Source organism: Polyangium sorediatum (genome assembly GCF_029946465.1).
Classification (GTDB): domain Bacteria; phylum Myxococcota_A; class Polyangia; order Polyangiales; family Polyangiaceae; genus Polyangium; species Polyangium fumosum.
In genome coordinates, this window is the sequence record NZ_JARZHI010000078.1 from 15,605 (window position 1) to 35,882 (window position 20,278).

The 20,278-nt window shown below is 68.1% G+C and carries 19 protein-coding genes; 9 read left to right on the forward strand and 10 right to left on the reverse strand.

Annotation, left to right across the window (positions count from 1 at the left end; genetic code table 11):
• Positions 1-5: 5 nt before the first annotated feature.
• Both QHF89_RS42815 and QHF89_RS42820 read left to right on the forward strand, forming a co-directional pair.
• Positions 6-926: an RluA family pseudouridine synthase gene (locus QHF89_RS42815; protein WP_136972302.1), complete on the forward strand. Its 921-nt coding sequence runs from the start codon at positions 6-8 to the stop codon at positions 924-926.
• Between the two features lie 32 nt (positions 927-958).
• Positions 959-1,492 (forward strand): hypothetical protein, encoded by a 534-nt coding sequence (locus QHF89_RS42820; protein ID WP_136972301.1) that lies wholly within the window; start codon positions 959-961, stop codon positions 1,490-1,492.
• Here QHF89_RS42820 and QHF89_RS42825 read toward each other — a convergent pair.
• From QHF89_RS42825 to QHF89_RS42845, 5 genes are all read right to left on the reverse strand, one after another.
• Entirely contained in the window at positions 1,486-4,272 is a 2,787-nt protein-coding gene (locus tag QHF89_RS42825; RefSeq protein ID WP_136972300.1) for an outer membrane beta-barrel protein, read from the reverse strand. The genes QHF89_RS42820 and QHF89_RS42825 overlap by 7 nt on opposite strands.
• A 74-nt stretch (positions 4,273-4,346) precedes the next feature.
• Positions 4,347-5,108 carry a hypothetical protein gene (locus QHF89_RS42830; protein WP_136972299.1) on the reverse strand — a complete coding sequence of 254 codons (762 nt, stop codon included), beginning with the start codon at positions 5,106-5,108 and terminating at the stop codon, positions 4,347-4,349.
• Positions 5,109-5,165: 57 nt separating this feature from the next.
• Entirely contained in the window at positions 5,166-5,690 is a 525-nt protein-coding gene (locus QHF89_RS42835) for a hypothetical protein (RefSeq protein WP_284721674.1), read from the reverse strand.
• Between the two features lie 83 nt (positions 5,691-5,773).
• Positions 5,774-6,622, reverse strand: coding sequence for a hypothetical protein (locus QHF89_RS42840; protein WP_136972297.1), 849 nt, complete (start codon positions 6,620-6,622; stop codon positions 5,774-5,776).
• Positions 6,623-6,732: 110 nt separating this feature from the next.
• On the reverse strand, positions 6,733-7,161 hold the full coding sequence (locus tag QHF89_RS42845) for a hypothetical protein (protein WP_136929080.1): 429 nt from the start codon (positions 7,159-7,161) through the stop codon (positions 6,733-6,735).
• 219 nt (positions 7,162-7,380) lie between these two features.
• Between QHF89_RS42845 and QHF89_RS42850 the strand changes: the two genes are divergently transcribed.
• Both QHF89_RS42850 and QHF89_RS42855 read left to right on the forward strand, forming a co-directional pair.
• Positions 7,381-7,701 (forward strand): hypothetical protein, encoded by a 321-nt coding sequence (locus QHF89_RS42850; RefSeq protein WP_232379514.1) that lies wholly within the window; start codon positions 7,381-7,383, stop codon positions 7,699-7,701.
• 144 nt (positions 7,702-7,845) lie between these two features.
• Positions 7,846-9,810, forward strand: coding sequence for a hypothetical protein (locus tag QHF89_RS42855; protein ID WP_136972296.1), 1,965 nt, complete (start codon positions 7,846-7,848; stop codon positions 9,808-9,810).
• Positions 9,811-9,813: 3 nt separating this feature from the next.
• On the opposite strand, the gene QHF89_RS42860 is transcribed toward QHF89_RS42855, so the two are convergent.
• From QHF89_RS42860 to QHF89_RS42870, 3 genes are all read right to left on the reverse strand, one after another.
• Entirely contained in the window at positions 9,814-12,192 is a 2,379-nt protein-coding gene (locus QHF89_RS42860; RefSeq protein ID WP_136972295.1) for a hypothetical protein, read from the reverse strand.
• Between the two features lie 113 nt (positions 12,193-12,305).
• Complete coding sequence (locus QHF89_RS42865) at positions 12,306-12,971, reverse strand: DNA alkylation repair protein (RefSeq protein WP_136972328.1); 666 nt, start codon at positions 12,969-12,971, stop codon at positions 12,306-12,308.
• 151 nt (positions 12,972-13,122) lie between these two features.
• On the reverse strand, positions 13,123-13,458 hold the full coding sequence (locus QHF89_RS42870; protein ID WP_136972294.1) for a DUF5713 family protein: 336 nt from the start codon (positions 13,456-13,458) through the stop codon (positions 13,123-13,125).
• 405 nt (positions 13,459-13,863) lie between these two features.
• Between QHF89_RS42870 and QHF89_RS42875 the strand changes: the two genes are divergently transcribed.
• Entirely contained in the window at positions 13,864-14,598 is a 735-nt protein-coding gene (locus QHF89_RS42875) for an alpha/beta hydrolase (protein ID WP_136972293.1), read from the forward strand.
• 45 nt (positions 14,599-14,643) lie between these two features.
• Positions 14,644-15,207 carry a hypothetical protein gene (locus tag QHF89_RS42880; protein ID WP_211365342.1) on the forward strand — a complete coding sequence of 188 codons (564 nt, stop codon included), beginning with the start codon at positions 14,644-14,646 and terminating at the stop codon, positions 15,205-15,207.
• A 1-nt stretch (position 15,208) separates the two neighbouring features.
• Here the strand turns inward: QHF89_RS42880 and QHF89_RS42885 are convergent, their stop codons facing one another.
• Positions 15,209-15,688, reverse strand: a complete 480-nt coding sequence (locus QHF89_RS42885; RefSeq protein ID WP_136972292.1) for a hypothetical protein — start codon at positions 15,686-15,688, stop codon at positions 15,209-15,211.
• 193 nt (positions 15,689-15,881) lie between these two features.
• Between QHF89_RS42885 and QHF89_RS42890 the strand changes: the two genes are divergently transcribed.
• The 3 genes from QHF89_RS42890 (at position 15,882) to QHF89_RS42900 (ending at position 19,369) form a co-directional block, all read left to right on the forward strand.
• Complete coding sequence (locus tag QHF89_RS42890; RefSeq protein WP_136972291.1) at positions 15,882-16,436, forward strand: GNAT family N-acetyltransferase; 555 nt, start codon at positions 15,882-15,884, stop codon at positions 16,434-16,436.
• A gap of 93 nt (positions 16,437-16,529) precedes the next feature.
• Entirely contained in the window at positions 16,530-18,164 is a 1,635-nt protein-coding gene (locus QHF89_RS42895; protein WP_136972290.1) for a DUF262 domain-containing protein, read from the forward strand.
• Positions 18,165-18,166: 2 nt separating this feature from the next.
• The gene (locus QHF89_RS42900; RefSeq protein WP_136972289.1) at positions 18,167-19,369 is read left to right on the forward strand and encodes a type II toxin-antitoxin system HipA family toxin; all 1,203 of its coding nucleotides are present in this window, start codon (positions 18,167-18,169) and stop codon (positions 19,367-19,369) included.
• Positions 19,370-19,388: 19 nt separating this feature from the next.
• On the opposite strand, the gene QHF89_RS42905 is transcribed toward QHF89_RS42900, so the two are convergent.
• Positions 19,389-20,261 carry a TrmH family RNA methyltransferase gene (locus tag QHF89_RS42905; RefSeq protein ID WP_136972288.1) on the reverse strand — a complete coding sequence of 291 codons (873 nt, stop codon included), beginning with the start codon at positions 20,259-20,261 and terminating at the stop codon, positions 19,389-19,391.
• Between the last annotated feature and the right edge of the window lie 17 nt (positions 20,262-20,278).

Consider the following 20,278-nt stretch of genomic DNA (forward strand, 5'->3'; position numbering starts at 1 on the left):
CCGCAATGACAGACCTGTCCCACCAGCGCTACCGCTTCGTCGCCCGCCCGGAGGACGCCGGGCAGAGGCTCGATCAGGTCCTCGCCGCGAACGTCCCCGGCCTCTCGCGCCGCAAGGCCCGCGTCGCCATCGACCTCGGCGGCGTCTTCGTCGACGGCGCCCGCGTCAAGGTCGCCGGCCGCGCCATTCGGCCCGGACAAACCATCCTCGCCCACCTCGGCGGCGCGCTCGACCGGGCGACCAAGGAGGTCGGCGCCGCCGCGCGCGCCAAGGACGAGGCCACCCTTCCGCCCTTCCGCGTGGTCTACAAGGACGACGACCTCGTGGTCGTGGACAAACCCTCGGGCCTCGTCACCGCGCCGACCCCCGAGAGCGACCGCGGAAACCTCGCGGATCTGCTCGGCCGCGCCCTCGGCGGCACCATCTTCGTCGTGCACCGGCTCGACCTCGACACGAGCGGGCTCGTGGTCTTCGCGCGGACCGAAGCGGCGAACCGCGCCCTCTCCGATCGCATTCGCGCCCATGATTTCGATCGTGTCTACCTCGCGGCGCTCCTCGGCCTCGTCGCCTGGGACGAGCGCACCATCGAGGAGCCCGTCGCCGGAAAACGCGCCGTCTCCCACGCCACGGTGCTCGAACGCCTCTCGCCGCCGGGCACGCCCGGCGCGACGCTGACGCGATTCCGCCTCACGACCGGCCGCACCCACCAGATTCGCCTGCACGCCCTCCACGAGGGCCACCCCGTGCTCGGCGATCGCAAGTACGGAAAGACGAGCCCCCTCGATCCGCCGCGCCTCGCGCTCCACGCGACCCGGCTCGGCTTCGTGCACCCGCGGACGGGCGAATCCCTCGCCTGGGAGAGCCCCTGGCCCGACGACCTCGCGCCCTGGCTCGAAGCGTTGCGGAAGAGCACGCCAGCTCGTTGACGCCTCCCGCGCGCCATTCTATCACGCGGAGGATGCTCCCCCGACGCGCCCTCCCCCTCGCCCTCGCGTCCCTCACCGGCCTGCTCGCGCTGTCCTGCACGAAATACGAGCTCGCCCTCCACGAAAACGCCCCGCCGAGCGCGTTCGCCCCGCTGCCCGCGGACGCCGCGCGGATCTGCGTCCTCCGCCCGCACGGGGTCGCCTCGCTCGTGCCCGCGGTCGTGCGCGACAATGGCCGGCTCGTCGGCATGACCAAGGGCCCGTCGTATTTCTGTTATCTCGCCGAGCCGGGGTTTCACACGGTCCTCACGCGGTATGGCGACGACATCGACGCCAAGCTCGGCTCCGACGCGCTCGTCGACGCGACCCTGACCGCCGAGCCCGGGGGACATTATTTTTTGCACCACGACGTCTCGGCCATCCTCACGCTCTCCGTCAAGTGGGTCGCGCCGACGAGGGCGAACGAGATGATCGCCGAATGCGACTACGCCGAGCTCGTCGAGGTCCCCTCGAACGAGTCCCTGCCTGCGCCCGGCGAGATCGTGCAGGCGGCGCGGCCTCAATAATCGACGCGCAGCCCGAAACGCACCTGCCGTGGCGCCTGCCAGGCCACGGGTTTTCCGTACCGAGGGTTCTCGACGATGTCCTCGGGAACATCGTCCGGCGTGCCGTCCGGGATGGCGGTCACGTTGTTCGACGTGTACCTCTGCTCGACCGCCGTCTCCGTCTGGCTGCCCGCGAGGTTATAGACCTCGACGCTCACGCCGAGCCGGAGGTCCTTCCGGAGCAGCGCCGACACGCCGAGCCGCGCGTCGATCCGGTTCACCCACGGCGTTCGCCCGGCCGCGCCGCGCGGCAGGATGTACACCTGATCCTCCCCGTACATCGCGTGCGCGCCGATCATGCTGTACGGCGTCCCCGATCGCCCCGTGTATCCGGCGCCGGCTTCCAGGACCACCCCGGCCGGCAGGACGAACTCCTTGCCCGCGTATAGCTTGATCGAATGCGTGTGATCCCCGGGCAGGAGCCCCGTCCGGTTCGGCTCGAGCGCGGGCGTATCGAAATCCGTCGTCACGTTCGGATCGAGCTGCCCCGTCTCCGGCACGAAAAACCCGTTGTAATTGCCGTAGAGCGAGGAGAACGTATAACTCGCGATTCCGACGAACCCGCCCGAGAACGGCCGCATCACGGTCAGCGAGAGCCCGTTGTACACCCGCTCCGCCGCGGTCCCAAAGGCCAAGGCCCCCGCGCCTGGATTGCCGATCAACGCCCCACCCGTCGACAAACGTACATCCTCGATCACGCGGATGAGCTTGTCGTGTACGAACACGGCGCCGAGCCGCACGCCGAGCGGCGCCTCGATCTCCGCCCCCGCCGAGACCTGGTGCGACGCAGGCGCGGAGGCCTCGGGATCGACGGCATTCGGGCCGCCTTGTTTGGCGTACAGCGTGCTCGGCTGGGACGTCCCCAGGGCTACCACGGCCGAATCCGGCCCGCATCCGCCGTACATATTCTCCGGTTCGTGGACGCTGCAGATGCCCCTCCGGTGGAAACTGGCGAGCCGGGGTTCGTCTGCGATCCCTCGCAACGAGACGTTGAGCGGCACGGCCTGGTAGCGCATCCCGTACGTCGCGAAGATCCGCGCCCGCCCCTTCTTCGTCGGATCCCATACGACCCCCGCGCGCGGCGCAATCATGAACGGCAGGGCGAGCGTCCCGGCGCCAAACACCTGCGCGTCGTACCGCAGGCTCGCTTCGACCACGAGCCCCTCCAGGATACGCCACGTATCCGCGACGAACGCGCCCGCCGTGAACGTCGTCACCTGCGTCGTCATCGTATCGAACGTGAACGGCGCATCGGGGCCGCGGAGAGAGCCGTACCGTTCATTCTTCACGATATCCGTGGCGAGGCTCTCGCGCATGAAGACGGCGCCGGAGTACCCTTGCACCCGCGTGACCGCCCCGACCTCGAAATCGAGACCGGCGCGGATCCGGTGCTCGCCGAGCCCACGCGCCCGCAGCGACACGACCGCGCGCCCCTCCACCCGGTCCGCGGTGACCCGGGACAGGCGCCCGGGGCCCCCCATCGAATACTGGCTCGCGGCGCAGTTCACCGCGAGATCGGCGTCATTTCCGTTCGGGGAGCAGAGGGGAAACGCCTCCGTCGGCAGATCCTCGAAATCGGTGATCGGGTGGGACAAGTCCGGTGGACTGCGCCTCCACAACATGCGCGGCGCGTGCGCGAGCGTCCCCGGCGTCCCGATGTCGTCGACGCCCGATCCATCCGCCGCCCCCGACTCGTTCTGGTTCCGCACCCAGCCGAGCGCCACGTCGAGCCGCGCGTCGCCTCCGAACAGGCTCGTCCCGCGCAGCACGACCGCATTCGTGAGCGTCGTCTCCCGCCGGCCGAGGGCCGTCAGCTCCCCGTCGAGGTTGTCCACGCCGATCGCCTCGCTCCGCGGATCGAACGCATACGCCGCGCCGCCCCCGGCCCGTGTATAGGTCCCGAACACGGACAACGAGAGCTCCTGCGCCTTCGAAGGCCGATACGTGAGCTTGCCAATCCATTGCCCGAGGTCCCCCTGGGCGAACTGCGTGCTCTCCGTCCCGGGGAGCCGCGTCTTTTTCTGCGCGCCCGTCTCCGGATCGAGGACCGGCACGAACGAACTCCCTCCGAAATCGTCCGGCTCGAGCGACCACGACATCGCGTTCAGGCTGCGATCCAGGCGATACCTACGCCGGGCGAGGCTCCCTCCCGCGAAAAAGAAGAGCCGATCCTTCACGATCGGCCCGCCCACGGCCCCGCCGACATCCCGCACGCCGTCGAGGCGCGAATCGGTGTGAATGACCGTGTTCTCGAAGACCCGCGCCGGCCTGTCCCCTTCGAGCGCGCCCGGCGCGAGGCTTCCCCACGTCGACGCCTGCCATCGGTTCCCGCCGCTCTTCGTCGTGACGTCGTACACCCCGCCCATGCCCCGGCCGAACGCAGGATCCGCCCCCGCGACCGTCATGTCGGCCCGCGCGACGAACTCCATCGAGAGGGGCATCTGAAGGAGGCCGAGCACAGGATTGCCGACGCGAATCCCGTCCACGAAAAACGTATTCTCCGGCGAGCTCGCCCCGACGAACGATACGCCATACAGATCCTCCCGCGTCCCCGGCAAGAGGAGCGCGAGGTTCTCGAACGAGCGCGCCGGCCCGCCCCGCAGCTCCGGCGCCATGAGCGGCAGGAGACGCACGCCGGCCGGATCGATGGATTCGCCAAAGCGCGTCGGGCTCCCCTCCCCGAGGCCGCTCGGCAACACCTCCTCGGCGAAGACGGCGGGCGTGGCCAGAAAAACGCTCACGAGGGAAACAAGACCGGAAACCCGGAATGGGAAAACCACGTTTCGTTCTCCAGACGTTCGTCGCGCCGAACGGATCAAAGCGGATCCAGCGGGGAGCCCACGAGCACGCAATGGAGCGTGCCCGAATCACAACGCGTCGGGATGCGCGGGTCGATCCCGGAGCCGATCAAGTTCCCCGCGCTCGGATCCGGCGCGGGCGAGCAATCTTCGTCGTCCGGCGCGGGGAACTCGAAGTCGAGGCCGCCACAGCCGACCGACGGCGAGAGCGCCGAGACCTCGTACGTCACCTTGCACCCCTCCGTGAGGTTCTCCATCGTGAGCTCCGCGGCGAATCGCAGGCCCGGCATGCTGTGGGTGACGTGCATCCGGACGTCCCTCCAGGTCTCGCGCAGGTGCGCGCCCGGCACCTCGAAGGGCATGCCCAGGTCGTCGAAAAAAACATGCGGAGGAAACGTGATCTCCGCCGGCGCGAGGTCCCCCGCGCGGCAGATCCCGTCCGCGTCCGCGACCTCCATGAAGGGCCCGATCGCATACGACCGCTGCCCCCCGAGGTCGCTCCCGGAGGCCATCGCTTCCTGCCGCGCGCGGCCCAGGAAATCCGATTGCACGGCGATGGTCGGCAGGCTCGGATCCGACCCCTTCTGGCTTCCCGCGGGATACACCTCGATCCCCACTTCCTCGCCGATGCGGGCGTTACAGGCGCCGCTCTGCGAGAGCACCCGGTACCGCGCAAAGTAAGGAGCGGAGGAGACGTGGCACGGCGCAGGCGGCTCTTCACAAGCCGCCGTCGTCGCGAGCAAAAGCAAGGGCGTGATCCGGCGCAGAAGGATAAGCATGTGGGACAGCACCCATGCTACAGGACGTGCGATCCACCGACAATCGAGATGTTTCGCTCAGCCTCGGGGGCCCTTCACCGGCACCCCCGCTTCCCGCAGGAAAACCACCACGGGGCGGAGCGCGTGCGCCGGACCTTTGCCGAGCCGTAGCTCTTCGCCGTTTTTCATTGTAAGGACGAGCCAACGCGGCTCGAAGCCCGGCTCGGTCGATTCCCCTTCGACCCCTGCCACCACGGGCGTTGCCGCGTGGTCGAGCTCCCGCGCGTCGAGCGTCCGGGAAAAACCACGGCCCTCCTGCACGATCTCGCCGCGCTCGAGGTCGATCCGGAAACGCCCGTGCTTGCGCGCGCTCCGCCGCGCGATGCGATTGCCGATCGCGGCGGCGGTCGTCCAGAGGATCGCGACGAACAGGATGGGGAAAGGCGCCGCGCGGAGCCCGACGATGACCGAGACGAGGATCGAGGCGACGAGCGCGAACGGCGCGTAGAGCTTTACCAGCGTATCGGCAAAACCCCCGGGGCAGTCGCAGACGAGCACGAGCGGGCTCTCGGCCACGATCGTGCCCTCCTCGCTCCGCAGCAATGTCTCCCGCTCCTCCAACGAGGCCCTTGTTCCTCATCCCGCCCCACATGGCAAGATCGAAGCGGGCGCGCGGCTTCAGGCGTTCAGGCCGTCGGACGCTTCCGCGAGCGCCACTCGCGCAGGAGCCGGATCCCGAGCACCGCCACCGCGAGGCCCACGGCGAACGCAATTCCGATCGGCAAAGGCTCGAGCTCCCGCCGGAACCCCTCGCTCGCTCCGCGCGCGGCCGAGCGGCTCAGCGAGGCCACGACGTCGTTCACGCAAGGCTCACCCGCCCTCGACGGACACTGCGCGAGCTCGTCCTTCGCCGCGGCGAGGGCGCCGCGCACCGCCGCCCCGGCCGCGCGCTCGGCCGCCGCCGCCATCGCGTCCGCGAGCGGCCCCTCGGCATCCGGGCCGAACCAGCCCGCGATCTCGCCGCCCATGGCCCGCGTGAGCGACCGGCCCATCTCGCCCGAGACCTCGCCGACGAGCGACGTCGCCTCGTTTTCCCGTCTGTTCATGCCTCGCACGAGCCCCATCGCCGCCTGCTCGCCGGCCCTCGCGGCCGCCCGGTTGATGGGACCGCGCTCGTCCATCACGGTGTCGACCGCCGTGCGCAAGGACTCCGTGACGAGGTGGCGCACGATCCATCGCTGCTCGGGCACGGTCGCCGTGAGCCCTCGCATCGCCCCTTGCATCACGTTCGCGGAGATCGCTTCGAGGCCTGGGGGCGGCCCGGCGGCGAGCGCGTTCGTCAGGAAGCGATCGAGCAAGAGCCCCATCTTGCGGGCGAGCTCGGCATCCTCGGGCGGCGTCTCCAGGGCCGAAATCGCGCCCAGCGTCGCTTCCCGGGCCGGCTTTTGGACATTCGCGGCGCACCCGAGCAGCACGAGCCCGAGCACGATCGCCAGCATGATCGCCTTCATATCGATCCCCCGTGGCGGGCGCATGCGTGCACCTCCCGCGCCGGGCGCACGCTGCACGCGAATACGTCAGCGGCGAAACGCGTTTGACAGGGAGAACGGGGGTACGCGGCGCCGAGCGCGCCGGTGATGTCCGCTCAGGTCATGCCGTACCAGCGCTTCGTCTCGGGCTTCATCCAGACGACGAGCAGGGGGATCGTGATGGGCAAACAGCACGTGTTCCACAGCATGTTCAGCCCGATCAGGACGATCCCCAGCGTGTAGGCCCACCGCGCCCTGCCGGCGAAGAGAACGATCGCGTGCGGGATGATGACGAGGAAGGAGAGGCCCGTCATGAAGAGCCCCATCACCCATTCCCCGGTCGCGGACGATCCGGACACACCCCGCATGAGCGGCCCGAGCATCAGGTAAAGCCCCGTCCCGAACATGCCGAAGAGCATGAGCATCATCAGCACCGCATAGATACGAAAGTAATACACCCCCTCCGGCGGACGCTCCTCCTCCATCAAAAGAGGCGTCCCGGGGGGAGCGCCGGAGGGGATGAAGTACGGGCCCTGATGGCTCATGACGTCCGGCCATCATCACCCGAGTTCGCCAGGCCCGGCAAGCCCGCGCTTGAAAGCCGCCCCCGCGCCCCTGCTCGTCGCGCTGTTCGGCGTGCGGGCCGACGGCGACGAGCCCGCCTCGCCGCTCCTCCCCTGCACGCTTCCTCTGTTGGCGTGATCGTCGCAAGCGTCGGCCGGCGCGGGCCTGTCGTCGTCGGACCAGGGCCCCGGGAGGAATCCATGGATCAGTCGTTCGACGTCTCCACGCAGGGCATGACCTCCACCTTGAACAAGAACGAGGGCAAGACGACGCAGCTCATCGAGCGCCAGACCTCGCGCCTGCCCTCGATCGCGTACCTCGGCCTCGCGTTCGGGTCGATGTTGATCTCGGCCAGCCTCGCGGCCTCGGCGCGCCCGCAGCGTCGCTTCGGTTACTCGAAGCGCCTCGAGCTCGCGAACTTCGTCGGGCAGTGGGTGCCGTCGCTGCTGCTGATCGGCGTCTACAACAAGCTCGTCAAGGTCGAGCACGAGATGCTCTCCGCGCGCAGCGTGGTGCGCTGACGAGCACCGGCGAAATCCGTCGACGCGTGATTTCCCACGAGCCCCCGCGGAAAACGCGCCTCCCGTAGACATGCGGAGAGGGCCTCGCGTATCGTGCTCGGCTCGGGAGGTCGCTCGGCTCGCGGCTTCCGTTCGGAGGTCGCCATGGCAGAGGCCAAGCGCGTCGATTTCAATGCATTGCCGAGGGAGGTGCGGGAGCGGCTCATCAGCTGCATGCAGCACCAGTCGTCCCCGTACCCCCTTTTGTCGAGCGTGCCCTCGCAAGGCGCGGCCATCGCGGGGTGGTTCATCCTCGCGCTCCTCGGCTTCATTCTGGTGGTCGGCACGCTGCTCTACGAGTTCGGCCGGACGCTCCAGTCCATGCCGCTCATGTTCGTTTACTTCCTCGGCACGGCGATCGTCTTCCTGTCGATCCTGTTCCTGGTTCGTCGCGTCCGCCTCGGCTCGGCGCTGCCGTACAAGCCCGGGCGCTTCCTCTTCCCGATGGACTTCATCAACGCCGAGGACCGCGTCCTGCGCATCGTGCCGATGAGCACGCTCGTGGATTTCCGCGGCGTCCATCAGCACACGAACGGCATTTACAACGGCACGACGCTCACCTTCACGTTCGAGGGGGGCCTCACCGAGTCGTTCACGATTCACGGCAAGGAGCGCGCGGAGGAGGTCCTCCGGCAGCTCGGCGACTCGCAGCGCCAGATCCGCGAGGCCGCGCAGGCGCGTGACCTCGACACGCTTCTCAAGCTCGATCCGCTCTTCGAGGTGCGCGTCAAGGACACCTGGGCCGTGCAGGCGCCGCGGGACGAGGACATGCAGCAGCCTGCTGCGCAATCGATCGGCGCGCTCTTCGCGAAGGGCACGATCCTCGGCGTCTCCGCGGCCATCGCGGCCTTGCTCGCCCTACCGACGTGGCACTTGCGCAACGTCGCGAGCGACGAGGCGATGTTCGCGACCGCGATGCGGCTCGATGACGAGTACGAGTGGGAGCACTACGTCCGCAAGGGCAAGCGCCACCTCGACGAGGCGCGCGACGAGCACCTGCCGCGCGCGGCGCTGCGCGGGGCCAAGAAGAAGGGCTCGGTCACGGCGCTGCGCGAGTTCCTCAAGAAATACCCGAAGTCGGTGGTCGAACAGGAGGCGCGCGACGAGATCCACGCGCTCTTCACGAAGACGCTCGGCGAGTTCCGCGAGCAGGCTTCGATCGACGATCCGAAGCTCCTGCCGTTCATGGAGAAGCTGCTCGCGTACCTCGAGAAAAACGACACGGCCCGCGTCGAGGCGCGCTTCGAGGCGCCTTCGACGGAGAAGCTCGACAAGGTCGACGAGCTGCTCCGGAGCAAGCTCGGCGGCGAGATCGCAGGCGGCGGCAACATCGTCGCCGTGGCCCCGCATTTCGGCGAGAAGGTGGGCGTACAGCGCGAGGCCGAGATCGTGCGTAGCCTGCAGCAGGGCTTCGAGAAGGTCTTCCCGGCGGACGTGATGGCGCTGAAGCAAGGCCCGCGCATCGGCCCCGACGGCAAGCCCCTCGCGGTGCAGCCGAAGGACGATCGCGACCCTTACGATCGGCTGCGTGACGCCGCCAGCAGCAAGAGCATCGCCGACATGCGCGCGGCGCTCGACTCGCTCGACGCGCGCGACGGCAAGATCGGGAAGGACCCCGAGGCGAGCACCGTCGAGGCGCCGACGATCGAGGTGCGTTACGAGGTTGGCTGGGCCGGTGATTTCTTCACGGAGGACAAGGGCGACCGCAAGTTCGTCGGCATCGTGGTCGACTTCCACGTCGTCATGAAGATCCCGGGCGAGGCGGACAAACTCGAGTTCGACCTGCCCGTACAGCCGCCGGACCACTTCACGGTCGACTACACGAACCCGATGTACGGCATCGGCGGCGGGCCGAGCGAGGGCCGCGTCTACGACGTCATGGCCGCGCGCGCGTTCGACCAGCTCAGCGACAAGATGCGCCGCGTCTTCTTCAAGATCGGCAGCAAGGCCTACGGCCCGCTCGACCCCGACGACCTGCAGGACATGGCCCCGACGCCGCCCGACAGCGTGCTCGGCGGCCCCGGCGGCAAGGCGCTGCCGTCGGGCAAGAGGCCTGGAACGAAGCTGTAGAGGCTAGATCTCCTTCGCCCGTCCCACCTTCGGATCCTCCGACGCGAGCACCGCGTGCGCGAGCGGATCCGATCTCCCGAGATCCTCCAGAAGCTGCACGAGCCCCCGGCGCGAACCGTAGTAGTTCGACGCGTCGTGGTCCGCGTCCGTGATGCACCCGCGGACGAGCGACCTCGAGATCGACGGGAATCGCAGGGCTTCGAGCGCCATGGACCAGAGGCCGTCGACGAAGTTCTGGTCGGCGGGGAACTCGAGCAACCCGGCCAGCATGAGCAGGACGGCGGCGCGCTTGCCCGCGGGCGTGTGCATGGGCGGGCCGTCGAGCAGGCCCGTGTCGAAGGCGCGCCACATCGCGTCGGCCGCGCAGAGCAAGCGCTTGATCTCCTTGCCCGCGTGGCTCAGGTGGGCGTGCATCATCACGTCCGCCTGCATGCCCGCAGGTCCTTCGGTGCCGCGCACGTACCGACAAACGGCCGGCAAGGCCCCGAGCCGCTCGCCGGGCAACCCGCCGGGCACGTCGGCCGGCGGCTCGCCGCGATCGTAAAAGCCGCCCGCATGGAAGACGTAAAAGAGCTCGCTCTGTCCGGGCAAACCCGCCCAGAGATCCGAGTATTGGGTGACGCGGTTCATGCTGCCCGCGGCCCAGCCGAGCCCGGTGGCCGCCTCGCCGCCGATCTGCGAAGGCGCGACGCCTGGATCCCGGGGCGTGAGCGAGGCGCGCAGGTCCTCGGCGAGCTCGGCGATCGTGAGGTCGAGGAAGCCGTCGTAGAGATCGGCGCGGCCGTCGCGGTTGACGTCCTGGAAGCGCGCGACGACGAGGGGATTGCCGGGCCCGATGAACTGCGAGAAGCCGGGGAAGCTCGCCTGCGCGTGGTGCCATTGCACGCGCCGCATGCGGGCCTCGATCTGGGCGTGGGTCTCCTTGGCGCACATGCCGCGGAGGAGCTCGACGAAACAATCGACGCCCTCGGACGCGTTCATCTTGCCGCCGGGCCCGCCGGTGCGGAAGTAAGTGCTGTCCCAGGACGAATAGATGTCGGCGTCGGGGAACGTGCGCGCGATGGCGAAACGGGTTGTCAACCCGGCACATTGCGCGTTCATCATGATCTTGTAGCCGGCCTGGCGTGCGGTCGCCGTGGCGGCGCGCATGTCGTAGGCGCCGAGCTGGGCGTGCCGGTTGATGAAGACCCCGACGAACGCCGCGTCGGCCATTTCGAGGTTCTCGTCGTCGGGCCGCGCGGCGCGGGCATAGAGCCAGACCGGATCACCACTCGGGGTGCGGAACGGCGCTTCGAGGACACGATACGTCCCGTATTTGGGCGGCACCGGTGACCCCTCGGGCGCTGGGATTTCGCGGAAGTCGTAGCGATCGATGAAGATGTCGACCTCGCCCTCATGGAAATCGCGGGCCGAGCACATCGCGAACCGCCACGGGCCGGGGAGCGTGTCGTAGGGCGGCGCCTCGCGCACGAGGCTCCGGACGAGGCTCCGCGCGAGTTCCCGGTCGGCCGCCGTGAGCGCCGGCGCGCGCATCGAGAGGAGCTGAATCGCGTGCGCCCGGAGCGCGGGCACGGCCGCGGGCCCGGTCTCGCTGGCGACGAGCGCGAACATCAGGGCTGCGGCCTGGTCCGCCGCGGCGCGGAACTCCGGATCCCGGAGCGCCGTGGCTACGAGGTGCGAGAGCACGGTGAGCGCGGCCGATCGAATCTGCGCCGCCGCGGTTGGATCTTTTCGTGCATCATCGGTGGTCGCCCCTGCCGCGGCGAGCGCGCTTCGGGCCTGGGTGAGCAGCCCTTCGGCCTGCGCTGCGGTGAGCCGCTCGGGGCGCAAGGGTTCGTCGGGGTGAAACGCACTCGGCGGGAAGAGGCGCTCGAACGTCGTGGTGCGGCGGGACGAGACCCAGCGCGCGGCGCGGACGAGCGCGGGGCCCGCGTCGAGGCCATGTGGCGGCGGCCCTGGCTCGACGGCGAACGATCCGTCGGGCAAGAGCCATAACGACGGCGCGCCTTCGCGCCCGGCCGTCAAATCGAGGGCCGCCGCGAGGGCGACGGACGTGGCATCGGGCCCGATCGGCTTGGCCTGCCCCGCCGGCACGACGGCGACATCGGCGATCCTGCGCCGCACGGGCGATCGTCCGGGGAACACGAGCCGCGCGCTCTTCTCCCGGTGTGCCACCACCATCTGAATCGTCGCCTCCGACACGGGAGGCGCGACGCTCACGACGTAATCACGATCCCCTGCAAGAAGGACGTGCACGCCCGGCGTGCGCCGCGCGTCCTCCCAGCTTTCGGCCGCCTCTTTTCCAGCGCCGGCGAGGACGACCGGCACGTCGACGTTTTCACCCGGAGTCGCGCGAAAGCGGAGGAGAATGGGGTCGGGCATGGGGAGTTGCTCCGAGGGGAAGCGTCCTCCGGTATGCGGGGGTGATCAACGGAAAACGGGTCGGGACCGAACGGAAAGTGGTACGCTCGGGCTGGAAATGGGCGGTGGAGGGGTCAACTTTGCCGACGCACCATTTCGTTGATCCAGATGGGGGCGAACGGAGAGGTGCAACCCTTGGAGACCGGATAATCGCGATAGATTCCCAGTTTTTCGCCGATGGCGATGGCGCGCTTGCGATGCTTGGGGAAGTGGATGCCGATCCCTGCAAGACAGGAGTTCATCGTCCATTGTACTTCCGAAACAGCGTTCCCCATTTCGGACTCGATGCGGTCCAGAAGCGCTGGCAGATCGAGCCCATCCGGACGTTTGGCGATGCGCTCCGACGTCAGGCTCCAGCCGGCGCGGGCGGCCCAGGGGTCATCCTCTTGCATCCATGCTTGGCGAAGAGACTCCTTGTCGGGATGGTTCTTGACGACATAGGAATTCAGCCAGTCCGCGACTTGCACGAAGTCGACGGATCGCACCATCCGCTCCATCTCGTCGCGAGACAGGTTTTTGGGCTTGAGCAGAAGGATTGCCAGGAGCCGGGCATCGATGTTCCCGGTGTCCCAGAGAGCGATGGCCAACGGGTGGTTGGTCTTGTCCTTCGCGGCAAGCTTCCGTATGTCACCAAGACGGACGCCGAACTGATGGTCCCCTGCGCCACGTTTTCTGTTTTGCGCACGGACCGTCTCATGACCGAGAGATTTCAACTGCGCGAGGGCATCCTGAAGAGTCATTGCCATGCTCGTGGCGCTCCTTGCGTCGGAGAATGCTGGATAACGGTTTGATAAGCAGGTCCGCCGCCCCTGCAAACTTGTGGTGGTCGTTACCACGGACAGCCGAGCGGAAATCGAACGATCTGCACCTGGACGCCCATCATGGCGAGCGTCACCAATCCCGCGGCGCGATGGCCTCCTCGATGTCGAATTCGTAGCCGTAGGCGCCGAGGAGGAAGCCGATGTCCTCCGCGATGGCCTCGCGCGCCATCGTCTCGATCTCGCTCTCCGCCTCGAAAAACTCCTCCTGGAGATCGTTGAACGCCTCGGTCGTGGCGTGCGTGAGCGCGTAGACCGCGTTCCCCTTGGGCGCCTCCGTCTCGATTCGCTCCGCGAGCGCCACGAGGAGCCGCTGGCCCTTCTCGACGAGGTGCTTCGGGTAGTAGCTGTCGTCGATCATCGACTTCAGGAATTTTCGCTGCTTCACAGTTTCATTCTTGATGGTCATCGATCGATTGTCCTGTACAAGCGCCCATCAGCGACGTGACGAGGGGCGCGTTCGGCTGCGCGCATGGCTTTTACGCCGTGGATGGCGTCCTTGAGCGGATGGGACGCTTGGGGCAAGAGGGCGGAGTCTTCCAAGGGGCCAGGTCCCTGCTGACCACATCGAGCGCCGCTTCGGGCTGCTTCAACATTCGCTTTTCCACGCGTTTTTCCCTCGCCCGGCGTCTCCCCGTAACATGCCACCCCTCCGCCGCTGGCACAAGCTCGGCCTGGAATCGGAGACCGTTTGCCCAGGGATGCCGCCCCAGCGTCCTCCCGCCGATATCGCCACTCTTCCTGTCCCGCGCCACGCGCCCTCCCTTCGCCCACCCACCGCACCCCCTCGAAATCCTGCTACCGTCCTCCCCCCATGGAACCCCGCACCATCGGCCCCCTCCGCGTCCACGTTCGTGGCGGCGACGACCACCGCGGCGGCGGCGACGGCCCCGCCATTCTCCTCTGCCACGGCTTCGGCGCGCCCGGGGAGGACCTCGTCAGCCTCTGCCGCGTCATCGACGCCGGCCGCGGCGTCCGCTGGTTCTTCCCCGAAGCCCCCCTCGAAGTCGAGGTCGGCCCCGGCATGCGCGGACGTGCCTGGTGGGACATCGGCATGGATCGGCTGATGGCGCTTCTCATGCGCGGCGACATCGACGGCGCCATGAAGCGCCTCGACGAGGTGCCCGAGGGACTCACGCCCGCCCGGGATGCGCTCGCGGAGACCGTCGAGATCCTCGGCAAGGAATACGGCGTGCGGCGGGATCAGCTCATCGTGGGCGGGTTTTCCCAGGGCGCCATGGTCACGACCGAGCTCGTGACCCACCTCCGCGAGCCTTTCGCCGGCCTCGCCGTGCTCTCCGGGACCCGCCTCGGCGGGGAGCGCTGGCAGGCGGGGCTCGATACGATCGGGGAGCGGCTCGCTGCGTTCATCTCGCACGGACGGCGTGATCCGCTCCTGCCTTTCGGGCGCGCCGAGATCCTCCGGGACATGATGACCGCCGCGAAAGCGCGGGTGACGTGGGTGCCGCACGGCGGGGCGCACGAGATCCCCCCGGTCGTCGTGAATGGGCTCGGGACGTTCGCGCAGGCCCGGCTCGGCGGGGTGTAGCGCCCAGGCTCCCCTTTTCGGGCTCACGGGCGTACACTCGTCTCCATGCTCCGACGCTTCCACATCGCCGAGCCTTGCAGCGAACGCTGGGAGTCGATGACGGGGTCGGAAGCGCGGCGGCATTGCGGTTCGTGCGACAAACAGGTCGTCGCGCTCGCCGAGCTCACCCCCGACGAGGCCGATCGCCTGATCACCTCGGCCCGGCCGCATTCGCTCTGCGTGCGGGTGGAGCACGATGAGGAGGGCAACGTCCTCTTCCGCCATCAAGCGCCGAGCCCCCCGCCTGCCCGGCGTTTGCCCCGGCTGCGCCTCGCCGTAGGCGCCTCGCTGCTCGTCGCCGCCTGCGGCAAGAGCGAGCCCGCGCCGACCGCGACGAACGAGCCCGTGAAGCCCGAAGCCGCCGAGGCGCAAGCGCCACCCACGCCACCCACGCCGCCCGCCTCGCCCGAGGCCGAGGCGCTGCCGAAGACGACGCCGCCCGAGCCGCCGGCCGGCCTGAACCCGCACAAGCACAAGCACGACACGGCCACGGTCCCGGGCAAACCGAACACGCGGGTCACGACGGGTTGCGCGTGCGCGCTCGACGATCCGCTCTGTAGCTGCCTCTGACCTACGAGGGTTCGCGCGCGGGCGTGGCGTCCGCGGGCCAGAGCCTGCGGAAGCCGAGGCCGACGATCGTGCCGTCGCCGCGCTCGACGAGCGCACCGAAGCGGCACTTCTCGACGAGCGTGCCCTCGTCCACGCGGCCCTCGTCGAGGTAACGGATCCGCTGGCCCTCGCTCAGCTTGGCGAAGACCCGCGCGTCGGCGGCGATCGCCACGAGGTCGCGTGGAAGCTCGGCGTCGAGCGGGGCCGCCACGGCGCGACGGGTCCGGCGGACCACGTTCTCGTCGACCCACACGTCGAGCTCGTCTCCCCGGACGAACAGGACCACGCCCGTGAGCCGAACGCCGCCCGGCGTGGTGAACGTGACCGCGTCGCCGGCCCCGGGCTCGGTCGAGGCGCGCCCGCCGAGGCGCTTGCGCATGGCGTCGACCGTCGGCGGCGGCGGCTTCGGCGTGAGGACGGGGAGCCCGAATTTCCGGACCATCGAGCCAAACATAACGCGCCCCGCCCGCCGCCGCGATCCCCGTCGCGTGCATCCCATCCACCGTGGCTTGCCCTACAGTTTTCCCACGGAGCACGATTTATTTTTCGTGGTCTCACTTTTTTTTCGGACGAACGGGTCGTTCGAGACATGGAGCTTATTGAGGGACCTCTGTCGTCCGGTCCCGTAAAACCCCATGCTCGACACGTACGTCCTTCCCGTCTCCCCCGACGAACCCACGACGGTGGCCGAGAGCCTGGCGCTGCTGGAGCACGAGCTCGACGAGGTGCCGGACGCCGTTTTTCCCGGTCTGTCAGGACAGCCACCGGAGCTCGACCCATGGGAGGTGATCAACATCCTGGAAGGCGAAATGTATGCCGGGCGGCTCAAAGGTTTTGCCGGGTACGTCGGGGGTTTTCCCGCGGCGCTCTGCCTGGTCGGCGCCCTCGCGGCCTTCGGGCCGAACGCGTCCGCGACGGCGGGGCGGGTGGCCACGGTGGCCTGCCTGCTCGTGGCCCCCCGTTACCAGCGGCTCGGGCTCGGCCGCGTGCTGCTCGCCGAGGCCGAGAACGCGCTGAGGGCCGAAGGCGTGACGTTCGTGGACGCGTACCCGCCGAAGGCGCGGCCCGAAAAGGAGGCGGGGCCGCTCGCGACGTTCCTGCAGGCAGGGTTCGTCCAGGTGGGGGAAGCCGGAGATCGGGTCCTCGTGCGGAAGACGCTGGGGACGACGCGGGCGCGGAAGGTGGGGTGACGTGAGGAGGCGGGTTGGTCGGACCTCTCGTGAAAAGCCCGCTTCCCTCTCCGAGGCCCCAAGAGCGAGAAACCGCTGTAGACTTGTCATCGGATGAACGAGCGGCACGGCGGCCAGCAGCCCAAGAGGCTGGAAAAACGACCGGAGGCGACAACCTTCCAGCTCGACATGCTCCTGGCAAAGGTGCTGGAGGGACAGGTCCGCGTGCCTCGCTTCCAACGTGGGTTGCGGTGGGAGGATGACGACCGGCTTCAACTGTTCGATAGCATCTACCGGGGGTACCCGATCGGCACGCTGCTCCTCTGGAAGCGACCTGGCCCAGCAGCTACGGTTCCCCTTGGCGCCTTGACGGTGAACGCGCCCAAGCGCAGCGACGTTCTCTGGATCGTGGACGGGCAGCAACGGGTCACGACGCTTGCCGAGGCGCTCCTGCGAACCCCTGACCGCGACGAGCGCTCGATCCACGTCGATCTCGACAACGAGAGCGAGCCTTTTTCATACCTTCGCCCCTCGAAGCAAGGCAATCGTACCGACCCCAGGGACCCGCGGTACATGCCCATCTCGATCGCCCTCGACTCGGCCCGCTTGCTCGACTGGCTGATCGAGCATGGGGTGAGCCGGGATCGCCGCAACCGAGCGATCGAGATCGGGAAACGTATCCGTGAATACCACGCCCCCGCGTACATCGTCGAAACGGAAGACGACCGAGTCCCCATCACGATCTTCGATCGAATCAACCGGACCGGGCGGAGACTCACCGATCCGGAGGTATTCGAGGCGCTCTTTGGTTCGATGGTCGAGGGGCCCCCCGCGGGACTCGAGGACATCGCGCGAAGCCTCGACAGCACCGGGTTCGGCCGACTCGGCCGGGATGACGTGCTCGATGGGCTACGCGCCATCGAGGGCCTGCCCTTCCACGAAGAATTTACTCGACGCATCGACCCCGAGCGCGTCCCCGATGCGCTGCGCGCGACGGAACGTGCGCTGCGGAGAACCGTGGCTTTCCTCCAGCACGATGCAGCGATCCCCCACCGCGAGTTGCTGCCGTATTCGCTCCCTCTGACGATTCTTTCTAGATTCTTTCACTCGTTTCCCGAGCCACGCACCCGAAGCCTCACGCTCCTCCGACGTTGGGTCTGGCGAGGCTCCCTCGCCATGCAACTCACAGGCGCGACGGTAAGCATCCGACAACACTTGGAGTGTATTCGCGACGGGGACGAGGAAGGCTCGGTGCAGCGGCTGCTCGGTTTGGTATCCCCTGAACCGAATCCAGACGTGCTGCGGCTCGACGACTTCAACCGACAGGTCGCAAAAAGCCGTCTTCAATGCTGTGCGCTGGCCGCCCTCGGACCCAGGGATCTACGAACGGGCGGGACCATCGATCTATCGACGCTCCTTTCGACACCCGACAAGGCGTTTCCCATGATCGTCGCGCGCCGGAAAGGCGCTCCTGCCTACATATCGGGCCTCACCAACCGTCTTCTCCACCCACACCTCTCCCCAGGCGAGCTTCGCGGCCTCCTGCGCGACATCGAAGACGAGGCGCTGCTCGCGACACACGCCATTACGATGAAGGCGCGCATCGCGCTCGTGGTCGGCAAGCCCGAGGAGTTCTTGTCACGGAGGCACCAGAGCCTCCGTGAACTCATCGATGTCTTCTTCCGCCAGAAGGCCGAACCCGGAGCCGACGATACCCCATCGATTGCATCGATGCTGGAGGGCGACTGATCATGCGCCTCGACGTTCTGCTCCACGATACCATCGTAGGAACACTTGCGCTGTACCGCGGCAGCAACACGACATTCCGATTCGAGCCCTCGTACCTCGCCATGGCAGACCGGCCGGTCCTGGGCCGATGGTTCGAGGACCACCTCGATGAGCAATGGGAGTATAGCAATCCGCAGAGCAGACTTCCTCCGTTCTTTCAGAACTATTTGCCCGAAGAGGGGAGCGCTCTGCGGACTCTCATCGCACGTCGCGCGGGAGTGAAGCCCCATCGCGAACTCGAGTTACTGTCCGTGCTGGGAGAGGATTTGCCTGGGGCCATCGTCGTGCGCAGCGACGATGAGACGAATGGCGCCGAATCAGGAGACGAGCATTCCGTTGACGCCGCGGTCGACGACGGCGCCCCCCTACGCTTCTCACTGGCAGGCATCCAGCTCAAGTTTTCGGTCCTGCGCAACGATGATAGGTTCACGTTGCCTGCATCCGGGAAGGGCGGGCATTGGATTGTCAAATTGCCCGACAACCGTTTCCCGTTCGTGCCCCTGAACGAGCATGCGATGCTGACGTGGGCCAAGGCCTGTGGCATCGACGTGCCAGAGTTCGCACTCACCTCCGTGGCCGATATCAAAGGGCTCCCCCCCGAACTTTCATTCCGGGAACTTCATGCGCTGGCGATTCGTCGCTACGATCGCACCCCGACTGGCCGGATCCACCAGGAGGATTTCGCGCAAGTGCTCGACGTTCCACCCGCCGAAAAGTATGAACGTTGGAGCTACAACAACCTCGCCCGCGTCATTCGAGCCGTCTGTGGAGATGAGGATGCCGCCGAGTTCATCCGACGACTCGTTTTCGTCCTGCTCAGCGGGAACTCGGATGCGCACCTAAAGAACTGGTCGCTTGTTTACCCCGACGGGCGGCGAGCACGGCTATCGCCAGCCTACGACTTCGTTTGCACCGTCGCCTACCCTGGCACCGACCCAAAGTTCGCGCTCAATCTGAACCGCACGAAGTATTATACGGATGTAACGACGAACGACTTCCAGCGCCTTGCCGCCAAAAGCGGCATGGATCCCGAGAACGTACGCGTGCTCGTGGAGTCGTTCGCTGCTACGATTCGGGATCAATTTCGTGCTCTTCGCGACGAACTGGGCCTTATGAAGGAGACCCTCGATACGCTCGACCGGCACCTATCCAAGATGAAGCTGTGACTTCGTGGGGGCGCTCCCGTTACCGTCGCCGCGGCAGACGCCCCCGCGGCGGGCCCGCCGGCGGACGTGCAGGCTGCACCGCAGGTGCCGGGGGCCCGGGCGACGCGGGGGACGGGTTTTTCCCGAGCAGGTTCTCCCGGACAACCTCCGCCAGGAGCACGCTCGCCGCGATCGACACGTTGAGCGACCCGACCGTCCCGGCCCCCGGGATCGCCACGAGCGCGTCGCATTGCGCCTTGGCGCGCTCGGAAAGCCCCTCGCGCTCGTGGCCCAGCACCAGGACCACCGGGCGCTTGAAGGCGAAGCCAAACACGTTCGCCGCGGCGTCGCTCTCGCCGCCCACGATCTTGATGCCCCGGGCGCGCAGACGCGCGAGGGTGTCGGGCAGGTCCGTGGTCCGGGAGAAGTCGAGCTGCTCGGCGCCGCCCTCGGCCACGCGGACGGCGTCGGGCGGCAGGCCCGGGTGCGGCGCGGGCGCGCCGAGGAGCGCGGCGTCGAGGCCAAAAAACGCCGCGCTCCGCACGATCGCGCCGATGTTGTAGGGGTTGCGCACGCGCTCGAGCGCGATAGCCGCCCCGCGCGTGCGGACCAGCATGTCCGCGAGCTCGTTCGTGCCGAGCCACGCCCGCGGCCGTGTATGGAGACAGAGGCCCTCGTGGTTTTTCGTGTGCGCGATCCGCTCGAGCTCGTCGTCGCGCAGCTCGTGGCAAGGAACACGGCGCGCCGCGGCCCAGCGGATCAGGGTCTCGAGGTCGCGCCGCGCCTCGCGACCGTAGGAGACGGCGAGGACATCGTCCGGGCGGCGGGCGAAGACGGCGAGGCCGGCGCGCAGGCCGTGGACGATCTCGGGGGCCTGGGCGCCGGGGGCTCGCGGGTCGGGCTTCTGCTTCATGAACGGGGTCGAACCTT

Coding starts and splice junctions, on each gene's coding strand:
- QHF89_RS42815 (WP_136972302.1), top strand. CDS start 6: ATGACAGACCTGTCCCACCAGCGCTACCGCTTCGTCGCCCGCCCGGAG.
- QHF89_RS42820 (WP_136972301.1), top strand. CDS start 959: ATGCTCCCCCGACGCGCCCTCCCCCTCGCCCTCGCGTCCCTCACCGGC.
- QHF89_RS42830 (WP_136972299.1), bottom strand. CDS start 5,108: ATGCTTATCCTTCTGCGCCGGATCACGCCCTTGCTTTTGCTCGCGACG.
- QHF89_RS42840 (WP_136972297.1), bottom strand. CDS start 6,622: ATGCGCCCGCCACGGGGGATCGATATGAAGGCGATCATGCTGGCGATC.
- QHF89_RS42845 (WP_136929080.1), bottom strand. CDS start 7,161: ATGAGCCATCAGGGCCCGTACTTCATCCCCTCCGGCGCTCCCCCCGGG.
- QHF89_RS42850 (WP_232379514.1), top strand. CDS start 7,381: ATGGATCAGTCGTTCGACGTCTCCACGCAGGGCATGACCTCCACCTTG.
- QHF89_RS42855 (WP_136972296.1), top strand. CDS start 7,846: ATGGCAGAGGCCAAGCGCGTCGATTTCAATGCATTGCCGAGGGAGGTG.
- QHF89_RS42860 (WP_136972295.1), bottom strand. CDS start 12,192: ATGCCCGACCCCATTCTCCTCCGCTTTCGCGCGACTCCGGGTGAAAAC.
- QHF89_RS42865 (WP_136972328.1), bottom strand. CDS start 12,971: ATGACTCTTCAGGATGCCCTCGCGCAGTTGAAATCTCTCGGTCATGAG.
- QHF89_RS42870 (WP_136972294.1), bottom strand. CDS start 13,458: ATGACCATCAAGAATGAAACTGTGAAGCAGCGAAAATTCCTGAAGTCG.
- QHF89_RS42875 (WP_136972293.1), top strand. CDS start 13,864: ATGGAACCCCGCACCATCGGCCCCCTCCGCGTCCACGTTCGTGGCGGC.
- QHF89_RS42880 (WP_211365342.1), top strand. CDS start 14,644: ATGCTCCGACGCTTCCACATCGCCGAGCCTTGCAGCGAACGCTGGGAG.
- QHF89_RS42885 (WP_136972292.1), bottom strand. CDS start 15,688: ATGGTCCGGAAATTCGGGCTCCCCGTCCTCACGCCGAAGCCGCCGCCG.
- QHF89_RS42890 (WP_136972291.1), top strand. CDS start 15,882: ATGCTCGACACGTACGTCCTTCCCGTCTCCCCCGACGAACCCACGACG.
- QHF89_RS42895 (WP_136972290.1), top strand. CDS start 16,530: ATGAACGAGCGGCACGGCGGCCAGCAGCCCAAGAGGCTGGAAAAACGA.
- QHF89_RS42900 (WP_136972289.1), top strand. CDS start 18,167: ATGCGCCTCGACGTTCTGCTCCACGATACCATCGTAGGAACACTTGCG.
- QHF89_RS42905 (WP_136972288.1), bottom strand. CDS start 20,261: ATGAAGCAGAAGCCCGACCCGCGAGCCCCCGGCGCCCAGGCCCCCGAG.